15 protein-coding genes are annotated in these 18,875 nt (G+C 43.5%); 5 read left to right on the top strand and 10 right to left on the bottom strand.

From position 1 onward, the window contains the following. Positions 1-111: 111 nt before the first annotated feature. Both R9C00_19180 and R9C00_19175 read left to right on the top strand, forming a co-directional pair. On the top strand, positions 112-2,685 hold the full coding sequence (locus R9C00_19180) for a M14 family metallopeptidase (GenBank protein WPO33824.1): 2,574 nt from the start codon (positions 112-114) through the stop codon (positions 2,683-2,685). 140 nt (positions 2,686-2,825) lie between these two features. Next, the gene (locus R9C00_19175) at positions 2,826-4,877 is read left to right on the top strand and encodes a BatA domain-containing protein (protein WPO33823.1); all 2,052 of its coding nucleotides are present in this window, start codon (positions 2,826-2,828) and stop codon (positions 4,875-4,877) included. A gap of 15 nt (positions 4,878-4,892) precedes the next feature. On the opposite strand, the gene R9C00_19170 is transcribed toward R9C00_19175, so the two are convergent. The 5 genes from R9C00_19170 to R9C00_19150 form a co-directional block, all read right to left on the bottom strand. Then, positions 4,893-5,234, bottom strand: a complete 342-nt coding sequence (locus tag R9C00_19170; GenBank protein ID WPO33822.1) for a DUF5615 family PIN-like protein — start codon at positions 5,232-5,234, stop codon at positions 4,893-4,895. Further along, positions 5,231-5,455 (bottom strand): DUF433 domain-containing protein, encoded by a 225-nt coding sequence (locus R9C00_19165; protein WPO33821.1) that lies wholly within the window; start codon positions 5,453-5,455, stop codon positions 5,231-5,233. The genes R9C00_19170 and R9C00_19165 overlap by 4 nt, the downstream gene beginning before the upstream one ends. 91 nt (positions 5,456-5,546) lie before the next feature. Continuing rightward, positions 5,547-6,782, bottom strand: a complete 1,236-nt coding sequence (locus R9C00_19160) for a DUF3999 family protein (GenBank protein ID WPO33820.1) — start codon at positions 6,780-6,782, stop codon at positions 5,547-5,549. After that, the gene (locus R9C00_19155) at positions 6,763-9,135 is read right to left on the bottom strand and encodes a DUF2339 domain-containing protein (protein WPO33819.1); all 2,373 of its coding nucleotides are present in this window, start codon (positions 9,133-9,135) and stop codon (positions 6,763-6,765) included. The genes R9C00_19160 and R9C00_19155 overlap by 20 nt, the downstream gene beginning before the upstream one ends. Before the next feature lie 187 nt (positions 9,136-9,322). Next, on the bottom strand, positions 9,323-9,685 hold the full coding sequence (locus tag R9C00_19150) for a MotA/TolQ/ExbB proton channel family protein (protein WPO33818.1): 363 nt from the start codon (positions 9,683-9,685) through the stop codon (positions 9,323-9,325). Between the two features lie 231 nt (positions 9,686-9,916). Here R9C00_19150 and R9C00_19145 point away from each other — a divergent pair, with 231 nt between their 5' ends. The 3 genes from R9C00_19145 (at position 9,917) to R9C00_19135 (ending at position 13,017) form a co-directional block, all read left to right on the top strand. Then, the gene (locus tag R9C00_19145) at positions 9,917-10,927 is read left to right on the top strand and encodes a histidine kinase (GenBank protein ID WPO33817.1); all 1,011 of its coding nucleotides are present in this window, start codon (positions 9,917-9,919) and stop codon (positions 10,925-10,927) included. After that, positions 10,920-11,627: a LytTR family DNA-binding domain-containing protein gene (locus tag R9C00_19140; protein WPO33816.1), complete on the top strand. Its 708-nt coding sequence runs from the start codon at positions 10,920-10,922 to the stop codon at positions 11,625-11,627. The genes R9C00_19145 and R9C00_19140 overlap by 8 nt, the downstream gene beginning before the upstream one ends. A gap of 112 nt (positions 11,628-11,739) precedes the next feature. Continuing rightward, complete coding sequence (locus R9C00_19135; protein ID WPO33815.1) at positions 11,740-13,017, top strand: dihydroorotase; 1,278 nt, start codon at positions 11,740-11,742, stop codon at positions 13,015-13,017. Here R9C00_19135 and R9C00_19130 read toward each other — a convergent pair whose 3' ends face one another. The 5 genes from R9C00_19130 to murC form a co-directional block, all read right to left on the bottom strand. After that, on the bottom strand, positions 13,018-13,575 hold the full coding sequence (locus R9C00_19130; GenBank protein WPO33814.1) for a DNA-3-methyladenine glycosylase I: 558 nt from the start codon (positions 13,573-13,575) through the stop codon (positions 13,018-13,020). 203 nt (positions 13,576-13,778) lie between these two features. Beyond that, complete coding sequence (gene ftsZ, locus R9C00_19125) at positions 13,779-15,206, bottom strand: cell division protein FtsZ (GenBank protein WPO33813.1); 1,428 nt, start codon at positions 15,204-15,206, stop codon at positions 13,779-13,781. Between the two features lie 89 nt (positions 15,207-15,295). Beyond that, positions 15,296-16,600 carry a cell division protein FtsA gene (gene ftsA, locus R9C00_19120; protein ID WPO33812.1) on the bottom strand — a complete coding sequence of 435 codons (1,305 nt, stop codon included), beginning with the start codon at positions 16,598-16,600 and terminating at the stop codon, positions 15,296-15,298. A gap of 80 nt (positions 16,601-16,680) precedes the next feature. Next, positions 16,681-17,445, bottom strand: a complete 765-nt coding sequence (locus R9C00_19115) for a hypothetical protein (protein ID WPO33811.1) — start codon at positions 17,443-17,445, stop codon at positions 16,681-16,683. 5 nt (positions 17,446-17,450) lie between these two features. Continuing rightward, positions 17,451-18,854 (bottom strand): UDP-N-acetylmuramate--L-alanine ligase, encoded by a 1,404-nt coding sequence (murC, locus tag R9C00_19110; GenBank protein ID WPO33810.1) that lies wholly within the window; start codon positions 18,852-18,854, stop codon positions 17,451-17,453. Positions 18,855-18,875: the final 21 nt, after the last annotated feature.

The raw sequence follows: 18,875 nt of genomic DNA, 5'->3' as shown, positions 1-18,875 counted from the left end.
TTCCCCTATTTCTTTCCTCTAATACCTATTATATAGCCTCACCTTGTGATCCCCCGTTATTTTTTTCTAATTTTCCATTGGTGAAAAACAACTACAAAAACGATCACAAACATGACTAGAAACAGGATTTTATTCACATTACTATTATCTTTTGCTACGCAATTTCTGCTAGCACAGCCTACCAGCTTGGATTATTACTTACCCAAAGGGGTAACATACGATTCGAAAATCCCGACGCCAAAGGATGTATTGGGGTATGAAGTAGGGGAGCGCCACGTCACGCACGACCAGTTGGTGTATTACATGAAAGCGGTTGCTGCCGCTTCGGACAGGGTGACAGTACAAGAGTATGCCCGCACCTACGAGCAGCGTCCTTTACTTTTGCTCACGGTAACTTCTCCCGAAAATCATGGCAAAATTGAGGAAATAAAACAGCAAAGGGCTGCTATTACAGATCCATCAAAAGTGGGTTCGTTGAATCCTGAGGAGGAAAAATTGGTGGTTTGGTTGGCGTACAGCGTACATGGCAACGAAGCCAGCGGGGCAAATTCTTCTTTGCTCACCGCCTACCATTTGGCAGCGGCGCAGGGTGAGGAAATTGAAAAAGCTTTGGCGCAAACGGTCTTTTTGGTAGACCCAGCCATCAACCCCGATGGTGTGCAACGCTTTTCTACGTGGGTGAACATGCACCGTAGCGAGCATTTGGTTACCGACCCGCAAAGTAGGGAGTTCCACGAGCGATGGCCCAACGGACGTACCAATCACTACTGGTTCGACCTCAACCGCGACTGGTTGCCTTTGCAACATCCAGAATCGCAGGGAAGGATTAAATTATTCCAAGAATGGAAGCCGAATATCTTGACCGACCACCACGAAATGGGTTCGAACTCTACGTTCTTTTTCCAGCCTGGTGTGCAGACTCGCTTCAATCCGCTCACTCCTTCAATCAATCAAGAACTTACCATCAAAATTGGGAATTATCACGCCAAGGCTTTGGACAATATCGGTTCTTCGTATTTTACAAAAGAAGGTTTCGACGACTTTTATTATGGAAAAGGTTCTACTTATCCAGATGTGCAAGGTGGCGTAGGAATTTTGTTTGAACAAGGAAGTTCGAGGGGGCATGCTCAAAGCACCATCCACGGAACACTTGGGTTTTGGTTTGCCGTCAGAAACCAGTTTACGGCGACACTTTCTACCATTGAGGCATCTCAAGCATTGAAAACAGATTTGCAAAAATACCAGTTTGATTTCTATGCAGAAGCAAGTGAAAGGGCTGGAAAGGATGCTGTAAAAGGCTATATTTTTGGAGACAAATACGATGCTGCCAAAACTTTCCACTTGGTGGAAATGCTAAGCAGGCATGGAATTAAAACCTACGAATTGGCAAAAAACACGACTGCAGGTGGAAAATCCTTTGAAGAAGGCAAGGCTTATATTGTACCGCTCGACCAGCCTCAATATTCGTTGGCGAAAGCCATTTTCAAAACGCAGACTTCTTTTAGAGATAGCTTATTTTACGATATTTCAACTTGGACAATGCCGCTTGCTTTCAACTTGCCTTATGCCGAGCTGAATGGCAAAGCGCTCGACCAAAGTTTGTTGGGAGAGGTAATGACAAAACCAGCATTTCCTAAAGGGAAAATGGTTGGCGGTAACAGCTCGGTTGGCTATGTGTTTGAATGGGATGGGTATTATGCGCCAAGAGCATTGTACCGCCTCAAAAAAGCGGGCATAAAAGTAAAAGTTGCCACTAAACCAGCTACTTACAAACTAATGGACGGTTCTGTTAAAGAGTTTACTTACGGAGCAGTAGTTATTCCTGTGGGAATGCAATCGGACAGGGGCAAGGTGGAAAGGTTGGTGAGCACAGTGGCTGAAAAAGACGGCTTGGAAGTATTTGGAATCTCTACAGGTTTGGCAAGTTCGGGAATAGACGTAGGGAGTAACTCTTTCGAGATGGTGAAAAAGCCAAAGGTGATGATGCTTGGCGGGGACGGAGTGAGCCCGTACGAAGCAGGTGAGGTGTGGCATTTGATGGATCAGCGTTATGAAATTCCCGTGACCATCGTTGAGCAAAATGATTTTTCCCGCATCGATATCGACAAGTACAACGTGATAGTGATGGTGAGTGGCTCGTATAAAATAGGTGCTAAAAAGCTTCAAGACTGGGTGAAAGAAGGCGGGACATTGGTTGCTTTGGCTGGGGCTACCAAATGGGTTGCATCTAACGGGCTTTCCCACGTGACTTTCAAAAAGAAGGAAAAAGGAGACAGTACGGCGGTAAAATCCTATGCATACCTTAGTAACAACCGTGGCGCACAGCAAGTGGGCGGAATGATTATGGGGGCAACGTTGGATATCACCAACCCGCTCGGCTACGGATTTAGAGAGGGCGATATTTCAGTTTTCCGAAGGGGAAGTAACTTTGCCATCAAGCATGAAAACCCGTATGCAACTCCGCTTATTTACTTAGACGAACCGCTCAAAAGTGGGTACATTTCGGAAGAGAACTTGGAGTTAGCGAAAGGATCAGCCAGTATTTTGGTAGATAAATACGGATCGGGAAGAATCATTTCCATGGTAGATAACCCAAATTTCAGGGCTTTTTGGTATGGAACAAACAAGTTGTTCGCCAATGCAGTTCTATTTGGAGACATCATCAGTTCTTCGGCTGCACGATAGAAATAACCCTGCTGTAGAGACAAGGCATTTCTTGTCTCTACCGAATCGAATGAAAACAATTTAAAGGATTGGCTAATAATTATAGCTAATCCTTTATCTTTCCAAGAGTAACAGAACAGACACATTATTAGAGAATATACATGAATTTTCTTTTTCCAAATATCCTTTACGCACTTTCGTTGGTATCCATCCCAATCATCATCCATTTTTTCAATTTCCAGCGGGCTAAAAAAGTCTATTTCACCAATGTGGCTTTTTTGCAGTCGGTGAAATCCGTGACCAATTCCCGCAATCGGATTAAAAATATTTTGGTGTTGCTGGCGCGTATCTTGTTCATAGCAATGCTTGTACTGGCATTTGCCCGCCCATTTTTGCCCAATAAAACTGCGGGTGCCGACATGCCCAACAGCAACTACGTCAGCATCTATTTCGATAATTCGTACAGTTTGCAAAATGAACTGGAAGGTCGTCGTTTGTTCGATGTGGCGGTCAACCATGTAGATGAAATCTCCAACCTTTTCCCAAATAATGCCCTGTTCCAGTTGCTCGACAACAGCTTCGAGAACTCTTCCAATTATTTTATGGAGAAAGATCGGGTGCAAGAAAAACTGTTGGAAAAAGGCTTTAGCAACAACGGAAGGCAGTTGGCAAATGTGCTTGCGAAACAAAAAGAGGCTTTTGCCTCGAACGGGATGGAAAAGGGAAACCATATTTTTTGGATCAGCGATTTTCAACGTTCTTCCATTGGTGAGCTTTCGGAGTTGGCGATGGATACACTGAATAATTTCTACATCATTCCCATGTTGCCTGACCAAAATACGAACCTCTTCATAGACTCTGTTTGGCTGGAAACCCCTTTTGTGAAGGCTAAGGAAAATAGCGTGTTGAAAGTACGAGTGGTGAACCTTGGGGACGAAGATGTGACGGAGAAAGGAATCAAGCTTTCTATTGACGACAAGCAAGTTTCCAGCACCACGGTCGATATTGCCGCAGGTTTATCTGAAACGGTGAACATGAATTTTTCGGTAGGAGAAGGTGGAGAAAAACGTTGCAAGTTAGAGGTAGAAGACTTTCCCGTGATTTTTGATAACGAGTATTTCTTTGTGATAAAAGTTGCGCCAGAAATCCGCATAGTAAAAGTGGCGGCAACTGAAAATAGCTACGTGGAAAGTGTGTTTGCCAACGAGCCATTTTTCAAGCTTACCTCTTATGGCATAGATGCGCTGGACTATAGCGCGCTCAATACCGCTGACTTAATTATACTGGAAGGATTGCGGGAAATTGACAATGCCCTGCTCGCTTCCCTTCAGCGAGTGATGGGGCAGGGGGCAACCGTGGTGGTATTTCCATCGCCCTTTCCCGATCTGCCTTCTTATACTTCTTTGCTAGGTTTTCCGCCCACGCAGCAGGAAGTTAAAGCCTTGCCTATTCCCGAAGAGGAAATGCTTTCAATGACCGTTCCTGACCAAGCCAACCCGTTTTTCGAAGGAGTGTTTGAGAAGGTTTCGGCAAACATGAGCATGCCAAAAGGTTTTCCGACCATCACTTGGCAAGCCCCTGGGCAGACCTTGCTACGCTTCCGCAACGAGCTTCCTTTCCTCACCGAAATGGAAACTACCGGGCAGAAGTTATACGTGTTTTCTAGCCCGCTAGACCCAGCTTTTAGCAACTTCCCCAAGCATGCGCTTTTTGTGCCCACCATGTACAAAATAGCCTTGGCAAGTAAGATTAAAAATGATAGGCTGTCCTATTCGTTCAACGATCAGGTTGCTATTGTTTCATTGGATAGCGTGAACCAAAACGATGTGTTCAGGCTAGTTGGCGAGCAGGCGGAAATTATTCCCTCTCAGCGCATTGTAGATTCGAGGTTGATGATTGATGTTCCTCACGAGGAAATAGAAGCAGGCAATTACCAACTCAAAAAAATGAATGATGAAAAGGTGTACGGGAACATCGCTTTTAACTACGACAATTCCGAATCGAGCTTGGAATATTACAGCATGGACGAGTTGAAAGAAGTATTTGGTGAAGCGAATAACATCCAGTTTTTTGAGACACCAGATGCCGCAGATTTCCGCGCCGAGTTCAGCAATCAAAATGTAGCCACCCCGCTTTGGCGCTACGCCCTTTTGCTTGCGCTTCTATTCTTGTTAATTGAAGTGTTGTTGATAAGATTTTGGAAGACGGCTTGATAATTAGGGAGTATGTTATTCGATTTCTAAGCAAGAAGTATTTTTAAATTCAGCATTTTCCAAAAATGCGATGATGGTTGTTTTCTTTTCCAACATTAAGCTTGCCAGTTGAGGGGTCGTAAGGTTGCCAGTGCGAACCCAAATTATCTTTGGAGGATGACCATTTACCATACTAATATCAAAAAAATCAGCATCGAAAGTGACTATGGTATAATCGTTTGATTTTGCGTATTTCCAAATCTCAGTGTCTTCCGTATCACTAAGCCCACAATCCGATACATGTTTGCATCCTTCAAAGTGGATTGCTAACTTTTTAGTGATTCGGTATGAAATGTTTTGGTCGAAGAGCAGCTTCATGAAGCATGTTGTAGTTTATGTTCTCTGTCTGCGGCGTAAGCTAAACAAGCCTTAATATCTTCTGAGGTAAGTTCGGGGAAGTCTTCAATGATTTCCTGAAAATCCATCCCAGCAGCCAACCACCCCAGCACATCATAAACTGTGATTCGGGTATTTCTTACACATGGTTTTCCAAATCGCTTATTTGGGTTTCTGGTGATAATGGTTTTATAGTCTATCATTTAATTCCTAAAAGTTTTCTTCTAAGTAAATATACAAACTCTCTGCTTTACTAAATCTCATTACTTGTCAGAAAGTTCGTTTTTCCCAACCCTAAACCTTCTTCATCATCCTAAAAGAGAAAAATCCGAGTACTAAAATGATAGTGCCCATTATGCCCCAAAGCCAGTTTTTGTTTTGGAAGAGTGGGGAGATTTGAGGAGCTTCTTCTTTAGTGATTTTTATCGCTTCGCCCAAGGTCAATGAGGAGATTTCCTTTGGGATTTTGTTGGTAAAACGGGCAATGTCGTAGTTAGGTTTTCTCGCACTTTCGTTTCCGTATGCAAGGATATAGGTGGCAGGCTCGGTAAATCTTGTAACCAATTCGTGGGTGTAGCCTTTTGCCTCCACTCCCCTGATTTTAAGCGATGCGTTGTCCCCATTTCTCACAATGATTCTTAGCTTTTGTAAGGTGGTGCTGCGAAACCTAAATTCGTTTCCATCCAATGAGTTTAGTGTACCGGATGCCAAGGTGCTGTAATGGTAGTTCCATCCTTTTTCGGTTTTTATACTGTCGGTGAGGTATTCGATGGTGACGGGTCGGTAATAGTCGAAGCCTTGCTCCACGTCTATTTTGAGATAGCTGACGGGTACAGATTTTTCCAAGCTGATGGTAGATACGGTTTGCTTACGGTTTTTGTTTTCTCGAGTGCTGAACTGTTGCACGGAAAATGTTTGGAGCGCTCCCGCCACCTGTTCGTACTGTGAAAGCTGGGCTTCGCTGAGCTTGGGCTTTTCCTTGCTACGGATTAGGATCCTGTAATACCGATACTTGGCTTGGGGGAAAATAACTTTGGTGAACTGAAAATCGGTAAGTTCATTGTTGATGGACAAAATTCGGTAATCTTCCACCAAAGTAAACCACTCCCGTTGGTTTTGGCTTCCTTCCAGTTGGACTTTCCAATCGAAATTTTGTTGCTCAAAAGCCAACTTTAGCTGATTAATAGGCTCAGCCGAAGGGATTTCGAACGTGAAATAATAATCGTTTGCATTTTGAGATGCATTGAACACCTTGAAGCTGACTTCGTTTGTTGAAACCTCATCGGTGCTGAGCCGAAGCAGGTACGGGGCTTCCACCGTATCGTTTGCCGCTGTTATCCCATAAATTCGGATGTCGGAAAGGTTTTGGGAGACAGCGCCAAACAACTCGTTGGGCAACACTATTTTGTGCCAAGTATCGCTTATTCCGTGTAATTCTTGTTGATAATCGTACTTATCCATTTGCCCAAAAGCGGCAGGACTAGCTAATAAAATCAGGTAAAATAGGATGTTAATCTTCAATTTCATCATCGGAAATAAGATGCTTGTATTTGTTGTATAAAAATGAAATGATCAGAAGCAAAATGCCCAACGATACGAACACAATGGTTTTTGCGATGGTATCGAGGTGGGAAATGTCGTAGAAAAATAGCTTGAGCAAGGTCACCGCAAAAAGTGCGATTGCCCCAATCCGAAGGTGCTTTTTCTTCTTCCCAATCCCTACGGAAATCAACAGCAAGGAATAGCAGCCCCACAAAATGCTCAGTCCCAGTTTGTAAGATTGGCTGAATCCGCCCATGTCCATCCAGCTGATAAGTTCGCTACTCGCAATCCAGAGCAGGGTAACGTGGAAGAACAATTCGGCAGGAATGCGCAACATATTTTGCAAGAAGTCTTGCTTAAGGAACTTTCCAGTGACCGCTAATAAAATGGCTACAAAGGCGAAGGAAACGTACCGTATCCCAATATTAAATTGGCTGATGTTGTAATACTCGGCATTGGTTTGGTTGAGGTACGAGTCGCGAAGCTCGCTCAGCGAGTACAAGCCTAGCGTGAGGAAAACCAAAAGGGCTACGGTGTTTAGCACTAGGTTGACAATACCCAATTCCTTGTTGCGTAGTTTTTTGAAGTTCAAAAAAGAAAGGATAGAAAGGAAGAGCAAGGAATAGTTGATGATCCAAATGGTTTTGAATTCCCTAAGGTCGTAATTGCTAAAGTACCTTGGGTAATCTTGCCCTTCTACATCAATAGTAAGTGCCGAATCGGTGAAGAGCTGGCTCCAGTACGTTTCTATTTCTAAGCGGAAAGCATAGTACAGCGTAACGAGGAAAATGGCTGGGATTATGAAAGAAAAGGTTTTAGAAAGTTTGTTTTCAGTGCTTTGCGCAAATTTTTTGTTGAACTTCAAGAAGTTGATAAACCCAAAAGCTGCCACAAACAGCATAGAACTTAAGAAGTTGATATTGAGCAAAGGTGTGATTCTGGTTTCAGGCTCTTCTATATAATAGTTGCCATAGTTCATGCCCCAATCGTGAATGATGCTGCCAAAAGCCAACAGCATGAGCGTATAGGAGAGCTTTTCGTACATGGAGACATTTTTAGTTCTGCCTATCCAGAAGAGCAAGGCGGCTTCTCCTGCCCAAAGTAGCGTTACCCAATTTCCATCTAGCTGCACAGGAACTGCAATGGTGATGAATATCATGACCATCCCCATAGCCAAGTAAAATAGCTTTCTGTCTGCCGATTTTTGTCGGTAGATAATGACACTTGGTATAAAATGGATAACGGCATTGCAAAGGGTGAAAAGCCCTAAAAATTCGTCGCCAGTAGCATGTTCGCTCAAAATGCTGAAGCCCATTCCGTAGAAAACAAAGGAATTTGCCATTGTCAACACGACGTCAAGCGCTTCGAATTTTTCTTTTCTGAGTAGCTTGTATGCAAGAAATGTGACGTAGAATGTGATGAAAAAGATAGCCAAAAAGACCAAGGCTAAGGTGAAGTGATCATCGGTTTGGTAGTTTGCCACTCGCCAAGCGGAGTAGATGAGCCAGGTAAGCCCAAAGGCAGAATAGTAAAGCGGTTTCCAGTATTTTTTGAAGGCAATGATCAAAATTCCCACATTGATGATAGCCATGTAGCTGAAGAGCACTGCCACTTTTCCCGAACCGTCGCTGAGAAGGAAAGGAACTGCATAAGCTCCAACCAAGCCTATAAGTGCAATGACTTGCTTGTTGTAATTGAGGGCTGCGACTACGGTAAAAGCGGTGAAAACCACCATGAGAGCGAAGGTCATTTCTTGCGGGATGAGCCCATAAAAACTGTAGGCGGCAAAGGTGATGAAATACATGATTGCCATTGCCCCGCTTACCAATACGGCACTGTAGCTTTCGTACTTTTTCTTTAGTTTAATTCCAAAACCCAAAAGTCCTAAGCCTGCAAAGTAACCCAATATGATTCGGGTAAGTGGGCTTATAAGTTCGTGTTCGATGGAATACTTTGCCCCAATCCCCACACCAATTACGGTGATGAGAATCCCTAATTTATTAATCAGGTTTTCTCCAATGAACTTCTCGGCATTCAATTTGACTTTTGGAACTGGTTTCGCTTTTGGAGGGGCGGTTCGCTCCTCAGCTTCTTTGGCTTTGTTTTGTAAATATTTATCGTAGCCAGAGATTGTTTCCTCTTCCTTGGGAACTTCCAGTGGTGCAATACTAGGAGGAGTTACGTCTTGCTGAACTTCCTCTTGTACCGTTGAGCTAGATGCTTTCAGTAGATTAGCTTCTCGGCGCAACTCGTTGATTGCCATGGAAAAACGTTCCTGTTTTTGTGAGAGGAGCTCGATTTTGTGAAGTAGTTGATTGATTCTTTCTTGGTCGTTCGCCATATACGTTCAGCAATGTGTGTAAAAAAGTCTTTGTTATTACACGTGAATGCGGGGCAGATAGTTTAGTTCCTTTAAAACTAATGGTGGTTTTCATTTTGTTTTTTGGCATGAGAAAACAGGAAAGCCAATCCCAATAAGAGGGTTGGGGTTGGCTTGTGATTCACCATTCTTAGCTACCTGTGTTTCATCAAACCTTTGAAATTTTTGTGACCAGACCGATTAGCAACGCCAGGGCAAAGACTGATAATCCATAGGCTGGTAAGTAAAAGGATGCTTTTAAGCCGTCCGTTACCATTCCGAAGGAAATATCCCCTGCGCGGGTGATGGCATCTAGAGCAGAAATAAGTCCTAAAATTTGAGATAAAACACCAAAAAGGAAAGAAAGCCCTCCGATGTAAAGTACCGCATGGAGGTGTTGCTTTTTCTTTTCCACATCTTTTTGGACAAAAAACAGTTTTGCAGCCATAACGAGCATGGCTATTAACCCGGTAGTGATCAAAATGAACCAAATAGGATCGTTCAAGGCGACATCTAAAAAATCAGTTTCCATTATGTTGAAATTTAGGTTGAAAATAGTTACAAGCCTAATATTCAATAGAATTGATTCAGCTAAAAATCTAATCAACCAAGTGGGTAAGTCGAAAGCTATATTGCGGAATTGATGTGCTTTTAGTAAAATCTCCATCGAAACCGGTAGAATCTTTCAGGAAACATTCTTTTGGTCACAAATAAGTACTCCTGTCGTCGGAATTAGCTAAATTGGAGAATAAACGACACCGAAGTGAAGAAATACCTAGGGCAGTTCATATTTATATTTTTTAGCTGGCTCATTCTTTTTTTTGTTTACAATTATCGAGTGCCAGCGCAAAAGTTTGGGGTGCTTATTCCAACGTTTATGGCTTGTATTGCCATTCTGAATTCGAACTTATTTAACAACTGGATTATTCCAAAATACTATTTTTGGAAGGCGCATTTTCAGTTTTTCTTCTACTCTTTTGCCGTCGTGGTTTTGGGAACCTATTTCCAAATGCTGTTCGTCTTTGGGCTATTTGTTTACATCAAGTTTGACTTGGAAAGTGTAACCCCAAGGCTTCAAGATGTATTGGTGATTGTGTCCAGTACATGGCTAGTTATTTTGGCTGGAATAGCCACTCGGCAAACAAAAGTGGCAGTAGAAAAAGCCACAAAGCAAGAAGCGCTTCAAAAGGAAAAAGTGGAAATAGAACTTAAGATGCTCAAGTCCCAAATCAATCCACATTTTTTGTTCAATACGCTCAACAGTATTTATGTGTTGGCGAAGAAAAAGTCTGACGAAACCCCGCAAATGGTGCTCAAATTATCGGATATTCTTGATTTTTTGCTGTACGAATGCAATTCTGATCAGATTGAAATAGGAAAAGAAATTGAGTTCATCAAAGATTACTTGGACTTGGAAAAGCTTCGTTACGGGCATAAATTGGAGCTGAATATTTCCATCAACCTTGAAACCCCTCACAAAAAAATAGAGCCCATGCTGATGATTCCCTTGGTGGAAAATGCATTTAAGCATGGAGTGAAACCTGAAAGAAAAAAGGCGGTGGTAGACATAGATATTTCGGATGCCTTAGGACTTAATTTCAGAATTGAAAACTCTATTCCCTCGGTAAAAAGTGAGGAGCATAAAGAAGGAATCGGTTTGGCGAACCTGAAGGGCCGCTTGGAAAAACTGTATCCAGATCAGGCGAAGTTAGAGCTAATAAACAATGAAAGTAGTTTTTTTGCCCATTTGTCAATTGTAGAAACTCATGGATAAGAAATGTGTCATTATAGACGATGAGCCTTTGGCGCATGAAGTGCTAGAAGAGTATATCGATAAACTGGACGGGTTTAGGGTAGTGGCTTCTTGCTCCGATGCGCTAGAAGCATTTTCTACCATCAAAAGAGAAAAACCAGATTTGCTGTTTTTGGATATAGAAATGCCTGAAATGAACGGGTTGCAGTTTTTACAATCCCTTCAAAAACCTCCCAAAGTCATTCTGACTACGGCATATAGAGAATATGCGGTAGAAGCCTTTGATTTGGATGTGGTTGATTATTTGTTGAAGCCCATTCGGTTTGAGCGGTTTATGCGTGCCGTCGATCGGTTTTATGAAACAGCCAGTGTTGTTTCCCCTAAAGAAAGTACCAAATTGATAGAAGATGGGTATTTGGCTGTCCATGCTGATGGGAAAATTTTTAAAATAGCCTTGAATGAAATTCTTTTTGTAGAAAGCTTTGGGAATTATGTGGAAATCAACTTGGCAGACAAAAAGTTAGTTACGAGAGAGGGGATTTCTCATTTGGAACAAAAACTTCCCCAAGAACTTTTTTTGCGGGCTCACCGCTCTTTTTTGCTGGCTATAAATAGCATCGTGAGTTTTAACAGAACAAGTATCCAACTGGAAAAACGCACTTTTCCCATTAGCCGCAAGTACCAAGACCATGTATTGAAAAGACTGGGAGAATTAGGGTAAAGCCAATATGAACTTCATTTCAATTCGTCATAGTTTTTTTATTACCTTTGTGCGGTTCTTTTCAGGCCCACCATTTTCATTCTTCTAGGTAAAAAACCACGCTGTATTTTTTATGGAAATATTGCTCGAAAACATCAAGCTCATCGGTCAGGGACACCCCTTTCATCTCCAACAAGTTAATATATTGATTAAAGACGGAACCATCAGTTCGGTTAGCCAAGAGCAGCTGAAAACTGAGGGGAAAGTGATAGGTGGGAGTGCCCTAAGCGTATCGGCAGGTTGGTTCGATATGCAGGCGATGCTGAACGAGCCTGGGTTGGAGTTTAAAGAGGATATTGACAGCTTGTGCGCTGCGGCGGCGGCAGGTGGCTTTACCGATGTGGCGGTCATGCCCAATACCCAGCCCATTATCCAGAGCAAAGAATCTCTTCACTTCATAAAAAGCAGAAATACGTTTCATTCGGTGAAGTTGCATGGGATGGCTGCGGTAACGAAGGATACAAAAGGGGAGGAGTTGACCGAAATGATTGACTTGACGCATGCAGGGGCAGTTGCCTTCACCGATGGCGACCATACCCTTGGCAATGCGAGCGTGATGAGCAGGGCGATGCTCTACCTAAAGGCTTTTGACGGGGTGCTGATCAACCGTGCTGAGGAACGCGCTTTGGCTAGTGGTGGGCACATGCACGAAGGGATTGTGAGCACGAGCATGGGGACGAAAGGGCGACCTGCACTGGCAGAGGAAATGAACATTCAACGGGATTTGGCTTTGGTGGCTTATCATGATGCCAAGCTCCATTTTTCCAATATCTCCACTGCCAAATCGGTAGAGCTGATTCGCCAAGCAAAGAAGGACGGGCTGAATGTGACCTGCGACGTAGCTGCACATCAAATGGCTTTTACTGATGAAGATCTTGCCAGTTTTGATAGCAACTTGAAAGTTCGCCCACCCTTTAGAAGCAAAGCTGATGTTGCTGCGCTTTGGGAAGGGTTAGCCGATGGGACTATAGACATCATAGTTTCGGCGCACAACCCCCAAGACGAAGAATGCAAGGAGCTTGAGTTTGATCTGGCAGATTTCGGTATCATCAATTTGGAAACGGCCTTTGCCGCACTCAATACCCACCGCCCAGATTCCATTCCATTGGAGGTGTTGGTGGAGAAATTTACCACCGCTCCTCGCAAGCTTTTGAAGCTAGATGCGGTAGAAATAGCAGAAGGACAACCTGCTTGCCTCACTATTTTTGATGAAAATGCTTTTTGGTCGCTCAAAGAGCAGGACATTAAATCGAAATCTAGGAATACGCCTTTCCTTGGCAAAATGCTGAAAGGAAAGCCAATGGGGATCATCAACCGAGGGCAGGTGTCGCTTGCTCCTGAGTTGAGGTAATTAGCTGTTTTCCGCCCACTTAGGATTGTGGGCTAAGGTTTTCTTGTAAATGGGGCAGCTTGGTGAATGCGCCCCTTCGAGGTAGCCGCTGCTCATCAGGAATTCATTGGTGATCTCTCCGCCCGTAAACTTGAAGGTTTTCTTAAATAATTTTACCCATTCCTCCCTTGTTTTGGGATGATGCTGGTCTAGCCACTTGGCAAAAGAACCGAATTCTGCTTGGAGTTTTTGCACCTGCTGGGCATTATAGATTGCAGCGTTTATCTTGAGTTTGTTCCGAATAATTCCCGCATTGTTTTTCAAGCGTTCAATATCATCTTCGCCATAAGCGGCAATGATAGCTATGTCAAATTCTGAATAGGCTTTTCGGAAATTCTCCTGTTTTTTGAGGATGGTGTCCCAAGAAAGCCCTGCTTGGTTTATTTCTAAAATTAGCCTTCCAAATAATTCGTTGTCGGAATGGATAGGAAAGCCATATTGGGTATCATGGTAATCGACATGGACTTGACCAATTTTCTTGTCAATGACTGCTTTGCAGTAAGGGCTGAGTTCTTGCATTGGTTGGTTATAGGTAAAATTGATTTGAGTTATTAGGATGAAATATAAGGATTTTTATGTAATACCTGAAATGTTGGAAGTGGTAACAAGAAATTACAGTATACAAAAAGCCCGCACCAAAGATGCGGGCTTTTGCCAGATGATGAATTAAAGTTTGCAAGGTGTGAAACAAAACAAGTTGGGGGCTTGCGCCCAACTACTTGTTAGTCCACATTATCGTGTAGAAACTTATTGTTTCCAAGGATTTCGTCATTTTCGCCAAGGCTGTAACGAGAGACATTTGGCTCAGCAGAGTGGGGAAGGTTCGAAAGTTTCACCCCTCTTCTCATATAAGCAGGAGTTTCTTGCCTCTTCTTTACTTCGTCGTTGCTCATGTCTTCTATCGACTGCAAGCCCTCAAGCTTCTCTTGGCGCATTTTATATTGATGTTCTAACCTTTTTTTTTTCTGCTCTTCGGTTTCTTCTATAAGCTCAAAGTCCCCATCGAGTTCAAAAACGATTTTTTCAGCATTCTTCTTTTTCTGAAGCAAGGTTTCTATATCGTCGTCCTCTTCTTCCCTGTCAAAAAAGTCCTCTGATTCAAGCCTGATCTTTTTTTGAATTTTATTGCTTTCCAAGTCATAAACCTTGGTCTCGGTGCTTTTTTCTTCATCGTCAAAACCAGTAGCGATGATGGTTACGTTGATACTATCCCCAAGTGACTGGTCAGTAGCCTGTCCGAAGATGATTTCAGCATCGTCACCTGCTTGCTCTTGGATGTAATCGGTGATTTCTTCCAACTCATCCATTTGGAAGTTGTCTTCATCGCCTACTACTATGCTGAGCAAGATAAATTTTGCCCCGAAAATGTTGGTATTGTTGAGCAATGGAGAAGTGATAGCGCCTTCGGCAGCTCTTCTCGCCCTGTTTTCCCCTTCGGTAGTGGCAGAGCCCATTACGGCAGCACCAGAGTTTTTCATTACCGTTTTCACATCTTCAAAATCGACGTTGATATTACCAGCAACGGTGATGATTTCGGCGATAGATTTGGCACCTCTTGTCAATACATTATCCGCCTGACCGAAAGCTTCTTTCATGGTTACTTTACCGTATACTTCCTGCAACTTGTTGTTGAGGATAACCAATACCGTATCGCAGTATTTTTTCAGTTCTTCTATGCCCTCTTCCGCTCTTCTCGCTTTAGGCTTGCCCTCGAAGCTAAACGGACGGGTTACGATAGCCACAGTCAAGATATCCAACTCTTTGGCTACTTCGGCAATTACAGGAGCTGCTCCAGTTCCTGTTCCACCGCCCATACCCGCAGTGATAAAGAGCATTTTTGTACCCTTTTTCAATACTTCTTTTATTTCTTCTTTGCTTTCGACAGCAGCGTTTTTGCCTACTTCTGGCTTTGCTCCAGCGCCTAGGCCTTCAGTTAGCTTACCTCCAATCTGGATGCGTTGGCTTTCTGGGATAGGGCTGTTGTCCAATGCTTGGATATCCGTATTGCAGATATAAAAATCTACTCCTTGGATTCCTTGGCGGTACATGTGGTTTACGGCATTTCCGCCTCCGCCACCTACGCCAAATACTTTTATAATTGCGTCTTCTGTATTCGTTCTTGATGCAAATTCGTATTTCATTTCTTCCATCTTCTTAACTATTTAAAGTGAAAATTTTAGATCTTTTTTTATGGGAAAATAATTGTGCGGCTCACGCATCCTGGCGCAAGTCCAGTATATTAATACGTGGCCTTATCATCGAAATCATCGATGAGCAAGTCCCGGGTTTTTTTCAAAATGGTATTGATGAAGTTTCCTCCTCCCGCTTGTTTAGCCTTGCTTCTGTATTGGAGTCCACCAGTTACGCCTTCCTCGCTTAGTTCGCGAGCCGAGCGGAATCCAGCCAATACCAATCCAACAGCCGTAGCATATAATGGGTGTTTCACTTCTTCAAAAGCGCATTTGCCAAGGTGCTCGTTCGGATAGCCTATCCGTGCGTCCATGCCTGTTTTGTACTCAAAGAGTTGCTTCAAGTTTTTGAGCATAGAGCCACCTCCTGTGATCACGATACCACCAGCCAAGCGGTTTTTGTATCCCGAACGCTCAATTTCCAGCATCACTAAGTCGATGATTTCTTCCATTCTGGCTTCAATAATGTAAGCCAAGTTTTTGATAGAAATTTCCTTTGGAGGCCTGTTGCGCAAACCTGGGATAGATACCACCTCGTTTTCGTTGGCTTCTTCTGCCAAAGCTCTTCCAAAGCGCACTTTCAGTTGCTCAGCTTGGTTTTGCATCACTGCACAACCTTGCTTAATGTCCGAAGTGATGATGTTTCCACCAAAAGGAATCACGGCAGTGTGTCGGATGATACCGTCTTGGAACACAGCGATGTCCGTAGTACCTCCTCCAATGTCTACCAAAGCGATACCAGCTTCTTTTTCTTCCTCGCTCAATACTGACAAGCTCGAAGAAAGTGGTTCTAAGATCATGTCCTCAATCTCGATGTCGGCTCTTTCCACACATTTTTTAATGTTGCGGATAGAGTTGGTCTGAGCGGTAATAATGTGGAAATCAGCTTCTAGCTTCACACCAGACATCCCAACGGGATCTTTGATGTTTTCCTCATAATCAACTGTGTAATGCTGCGGCATCACGTGGATGATTTCCGAACCAGGCTCGGTCACTATCCTGTACATGTCGTTGGTGAGCTTGTTCACATCTTCCGAAGTGATCTCGTCATCGTTCGACTTGCGCGTGAAGCTGCCGTGGTGCTCTGTGCTTTTGATGTGCTTCCCAGCAATTCCAGCATTCACCACATTGATGTTGATTTTTGAAGTTTCCTCCGCTTCTTTTACGGCAGCCAAAATGCCATGCACGGTCTTGCCGATGTTTCGAACAGTGCCTTCTTTTACACCGTCAGAAATCGCTTTTCCCAAGCCTAAAACTTCCAACTTTCCGAATTCATTCATCTGACCGACTATCGCACAAATCTTCGTTGTGCCGATGTCAAGCCCTACTACAATCCTTGTTTTGTCACCTTGCATAAGTGTATCGGTTAATAGTTAATGTTAATTATCTTTGATTCAAGGGTTTCCCCTCGAAAACTTTTCAACTTTGTCGTCAATTATTTACAGACGATCTGGCCTTCGTACTGCAACTTCACCACTTTGTATTCGCCCCAGCCTTTTTTAGGGACTATCTCATCGTAGAAAGTCTGCATTTTTTTTAGCTTTTTGAGGTAGCCTTCTGACTTCCCAAACTCAAAGCGCTGCTTCCCGATCTGCGGATAGATGGTGATGTCCATATCGCTATCCAAATCCAGTTGGGTGACCATTGCTCTCCAAAAGGGCTCGCTGTTTATGTATTCCACAAATTCACAAAGCTCTTTTCCTTGTTCAGAGTGGAGAAATTCCGATTTCAGCAGGCTATCTGCCCCGCTTCCGCTTATCAGCATCACCCTTGCCGCATACCCATCCGAAAGGTTGAGCAAATCACGGTCACGGCTGATGTAGCCCCCGTCGCCGTTGTTGCCTATTAGGCGGGCAATGGGCTGATCTTGCTCTATATTGATGATCAAGTTTCCTTTCAAGTCCCTCGAAACCTGTGCATCAAGTACAAAATCAATGGATTTTAATTTTTCCTCAATGCTTTTAAGCTCTATTCGGTTGAGCCTCGATGCTGTCGGGTGTTCAAATTTGATTTCGTCAATAAGCCTTACCACATCGTCTTTGGTCACAAAGTAGTACCCATTCTTTTCATCTATGTTGATGACGATGTTTTCATCCTTGGCCTTGCTGAAGTCCACCACTATAAAGCCCGTGAGGATCAGTACTACACTGATGCTAAAAAGCACTTGTCTAACCGATAATTTTTTTAGTTTCTGCATCATGGCTTTTATACCTTATAGGTGCTTAAATAATCTGCTATCTTTATTGGGAAGCGATCTATATCTCCAGCTCCAATGGTTGCCAAAAGTTCTGGCTTCCTATTTTCTATCTCGCTGAGCAGGTCCTCGTCTTCCACCAATTTCTTATCTTCAATACTGATGTTTTCTAGCAACATCTCGCTGGTAATCCCTTCTATCGGCAATTCCCTTGCAGGGTAAATTGGCAACAAAATCACGCTGTCAGCCAGTGAAAGGCTCTCCGAAAACCCTTCGGCAAAGTCCCTAGTGCGGCTGAACAAATGCGGCTGAAAAACCACTGTCAGCTTTTTGTTGGGGAAAAGCGCTTTCACCGATTTTATAAATGCCGTAATCTCGGTAGGGTGGTGGGCATAATCATCTATGTACACCGCCTTTTCGCTATACAGCAAAATATCGAACCTTCTTTTTACCCCTCTGTACTTGCCCAAAGCAGTTTTTACTAGTTCAGGTGCGATGCCCAATTCAAGGCAGACTGCCATTGCTGCCGTGGCATTTTCCACATTATGGAAGCCCGGCATGTTCAAGGTCAGGTCTTCAATTTTTCCTTTTGGGTACACCAAATCGAAAATGAAGCTAATGCCTTCTGCTCGTATATTTTCCGCTTTATAATCGCCTTGGTCAATTCCAAAACTGATCGTTTGGACTTGATTTTGGGCTAGAGCAGGAGTTGAAAGTTCGATGTCGGCTTGTAAAAAAAGCTTTCCATTTTTCCTGATCTTGCCAGCAAACTCTTCAAAGCCTGCGCTCATGTTGTTGGCATCGCCGTAGATATCCAAATGGTCGGCATCTACTGCCGTAATGATGGCCATATCTGGCGAAAGCCTTAAAAACGAGCGGTCGTATTCGTCAGCTTCGGCAACGGCAATGGTTTCTTCTACTGGTGCTTTGCTTAGCAGTAAGTTGGAATTGAAATTGTTGACAATTCCACCCACAAATGCCGTACAGGGCTTTTCGCAACCATGAAGCAACCATGAAAGCATCGACGAAGTGGTCGTTTTTCCATGTGTACCTGCCACGCCCACATTGAAATGTGCTGCCGTGATCATGCCCAATACTTCCGATCTTTTTACCAATTGGAAGCCTTCTGCTTCCAAGTATTTTTTCTCGCTGTGCGAAGCTGGGATAGCAGGGGTGAAAATCACCAACGAGCTGTCCTTTTTAGCTTTTATTTCTTCCGGAATAAGCGCTACATCGTCTGTGTAGTGAACAGTTATTCCCTCTTGCTCCAGAGCTTGGGTAAGTGGGGTAGAGGTTTTGTCGTAACCTGCTACTAGTCTGCCCTCGTGCTTGAACCACCTCGCCAGTGCGCTCATGCCAATTCCACCTATCCCGATGAAATACACGCTGTCGATATGTTGGAGTCGCGTATCCATTTTTGTTTGCAAGTTCTTCTA

The organism is Flammeovirgaceae bacterium SG7u.111, from assembly GCA_034044135.1.
Lineage (GTDB): Bacteria > Bacteroidota > Bacteroidia > Cytophagales > Flammeovirgaceae.
This window is presented reverse-complemented; position numbering and strand designations above follow the sequence as displayed.

What these genes read in the sequence shown, in the direction of transcription:
- R9C00_19180 (WPO33824.1), top strand. Translation starts at nt 112, where the DNA reads ATGACTAGAAACAGGATTTTATTCACATTACTATTATCTTTTGCTACG.
- R9C00_19175 (WPO33823.1), top strand. Translation starts at nt 2,826, where the DNA reads ATGAATTTTCTTTTTCCAAATATCCTTTACGCACTTTCGTTGGTATCC.
- R9C00_19170 (WPO33822.1), bottom strand. Translation starts at nt 5,234, where the DNA reads ATGAAGCTGCTCTTCGACCAAAACATTTCATACCGAATCACTAAAAAG.
- R9C00_19165 (WPO33821.1), bottom strand. Translation starts at nt 5,455, where the DNA reads ATGATAGACTATAAAACCATTATCACCAGAAACCCAAATAAGCGATTT.
- R9C00_19160 (WPO33820.1), bottom strand. Translation starts at nt 6,782, where the DNA reads ATGATGAAATTGAAGATTAACATCCTATTTTACCTGATTTTATTAGCT.
- R9C00_19155 (WPO33819.1), bottom strand. Translation starts at nt 9,135, where the DNA reads ATGGCGAACGACCAAGAAAGAATCAATCAACTACTTCACAAAATCGAG.
- R9C00_19150 (WPO33818.1), bottom strand. Translation starts at nt 9,685, where the DNA reads ATGGAAACTGATTTTTTAGATGTCGCCTTGAACGATCCTATTTGGTTC.
- R9C00_19140 (WPO33816.1), top strand. Translation starts at nt 10,920, where the DNA reads ATGGATAAGAAATGTGTCATTATAGACGATGAGCCTTTGGCGCATGAA.
- R9C00_19135 (WPO33815.1), top strand. Translation starts at nt 11,740, where the DNA reads ATGGAAATATTGCTCGAAAACATCAAGCTCATCGGTCAGGGACACCCC.
- R9C00_19130 (WPO33814.1), bottom strand. Translation starts at nt 13,575, where the DNA reads ATGCAAGAACTCAGCCCTTACTGCAAAGCAGTCATTGACAAGAAAATT.
- ftsZ (WPO33813.1), bottom strand. Translation starts at nt 15,206, where the DNA reads ATGGAAGAAATGAAATACGAATTTGCATCAAGAACGAATACAGAAGAC.
- ftsA (WPO33812.1), bottom strand. Translation starts at nt 16,600, where the DNA reads ATGCAAGGTGACAAAACAAGGATTGTAGTAGGGCTTGACATCGGCACA.
- R9C00_19115 (WPO33811.1), bottom strand. Translation starts at nt 17,445, where the DNA reads ATGATGCAGAAACTAAAAAAATTATCGGTTAGACAAGTGCTTTTTAGC.
- murC (WPO33810.1), bottom strand. Translation starts at nt 18,854, where the DNA reads ATGGATACGCGACTCCAACATATCGACAGCGTGTATTTCATCGGGATA.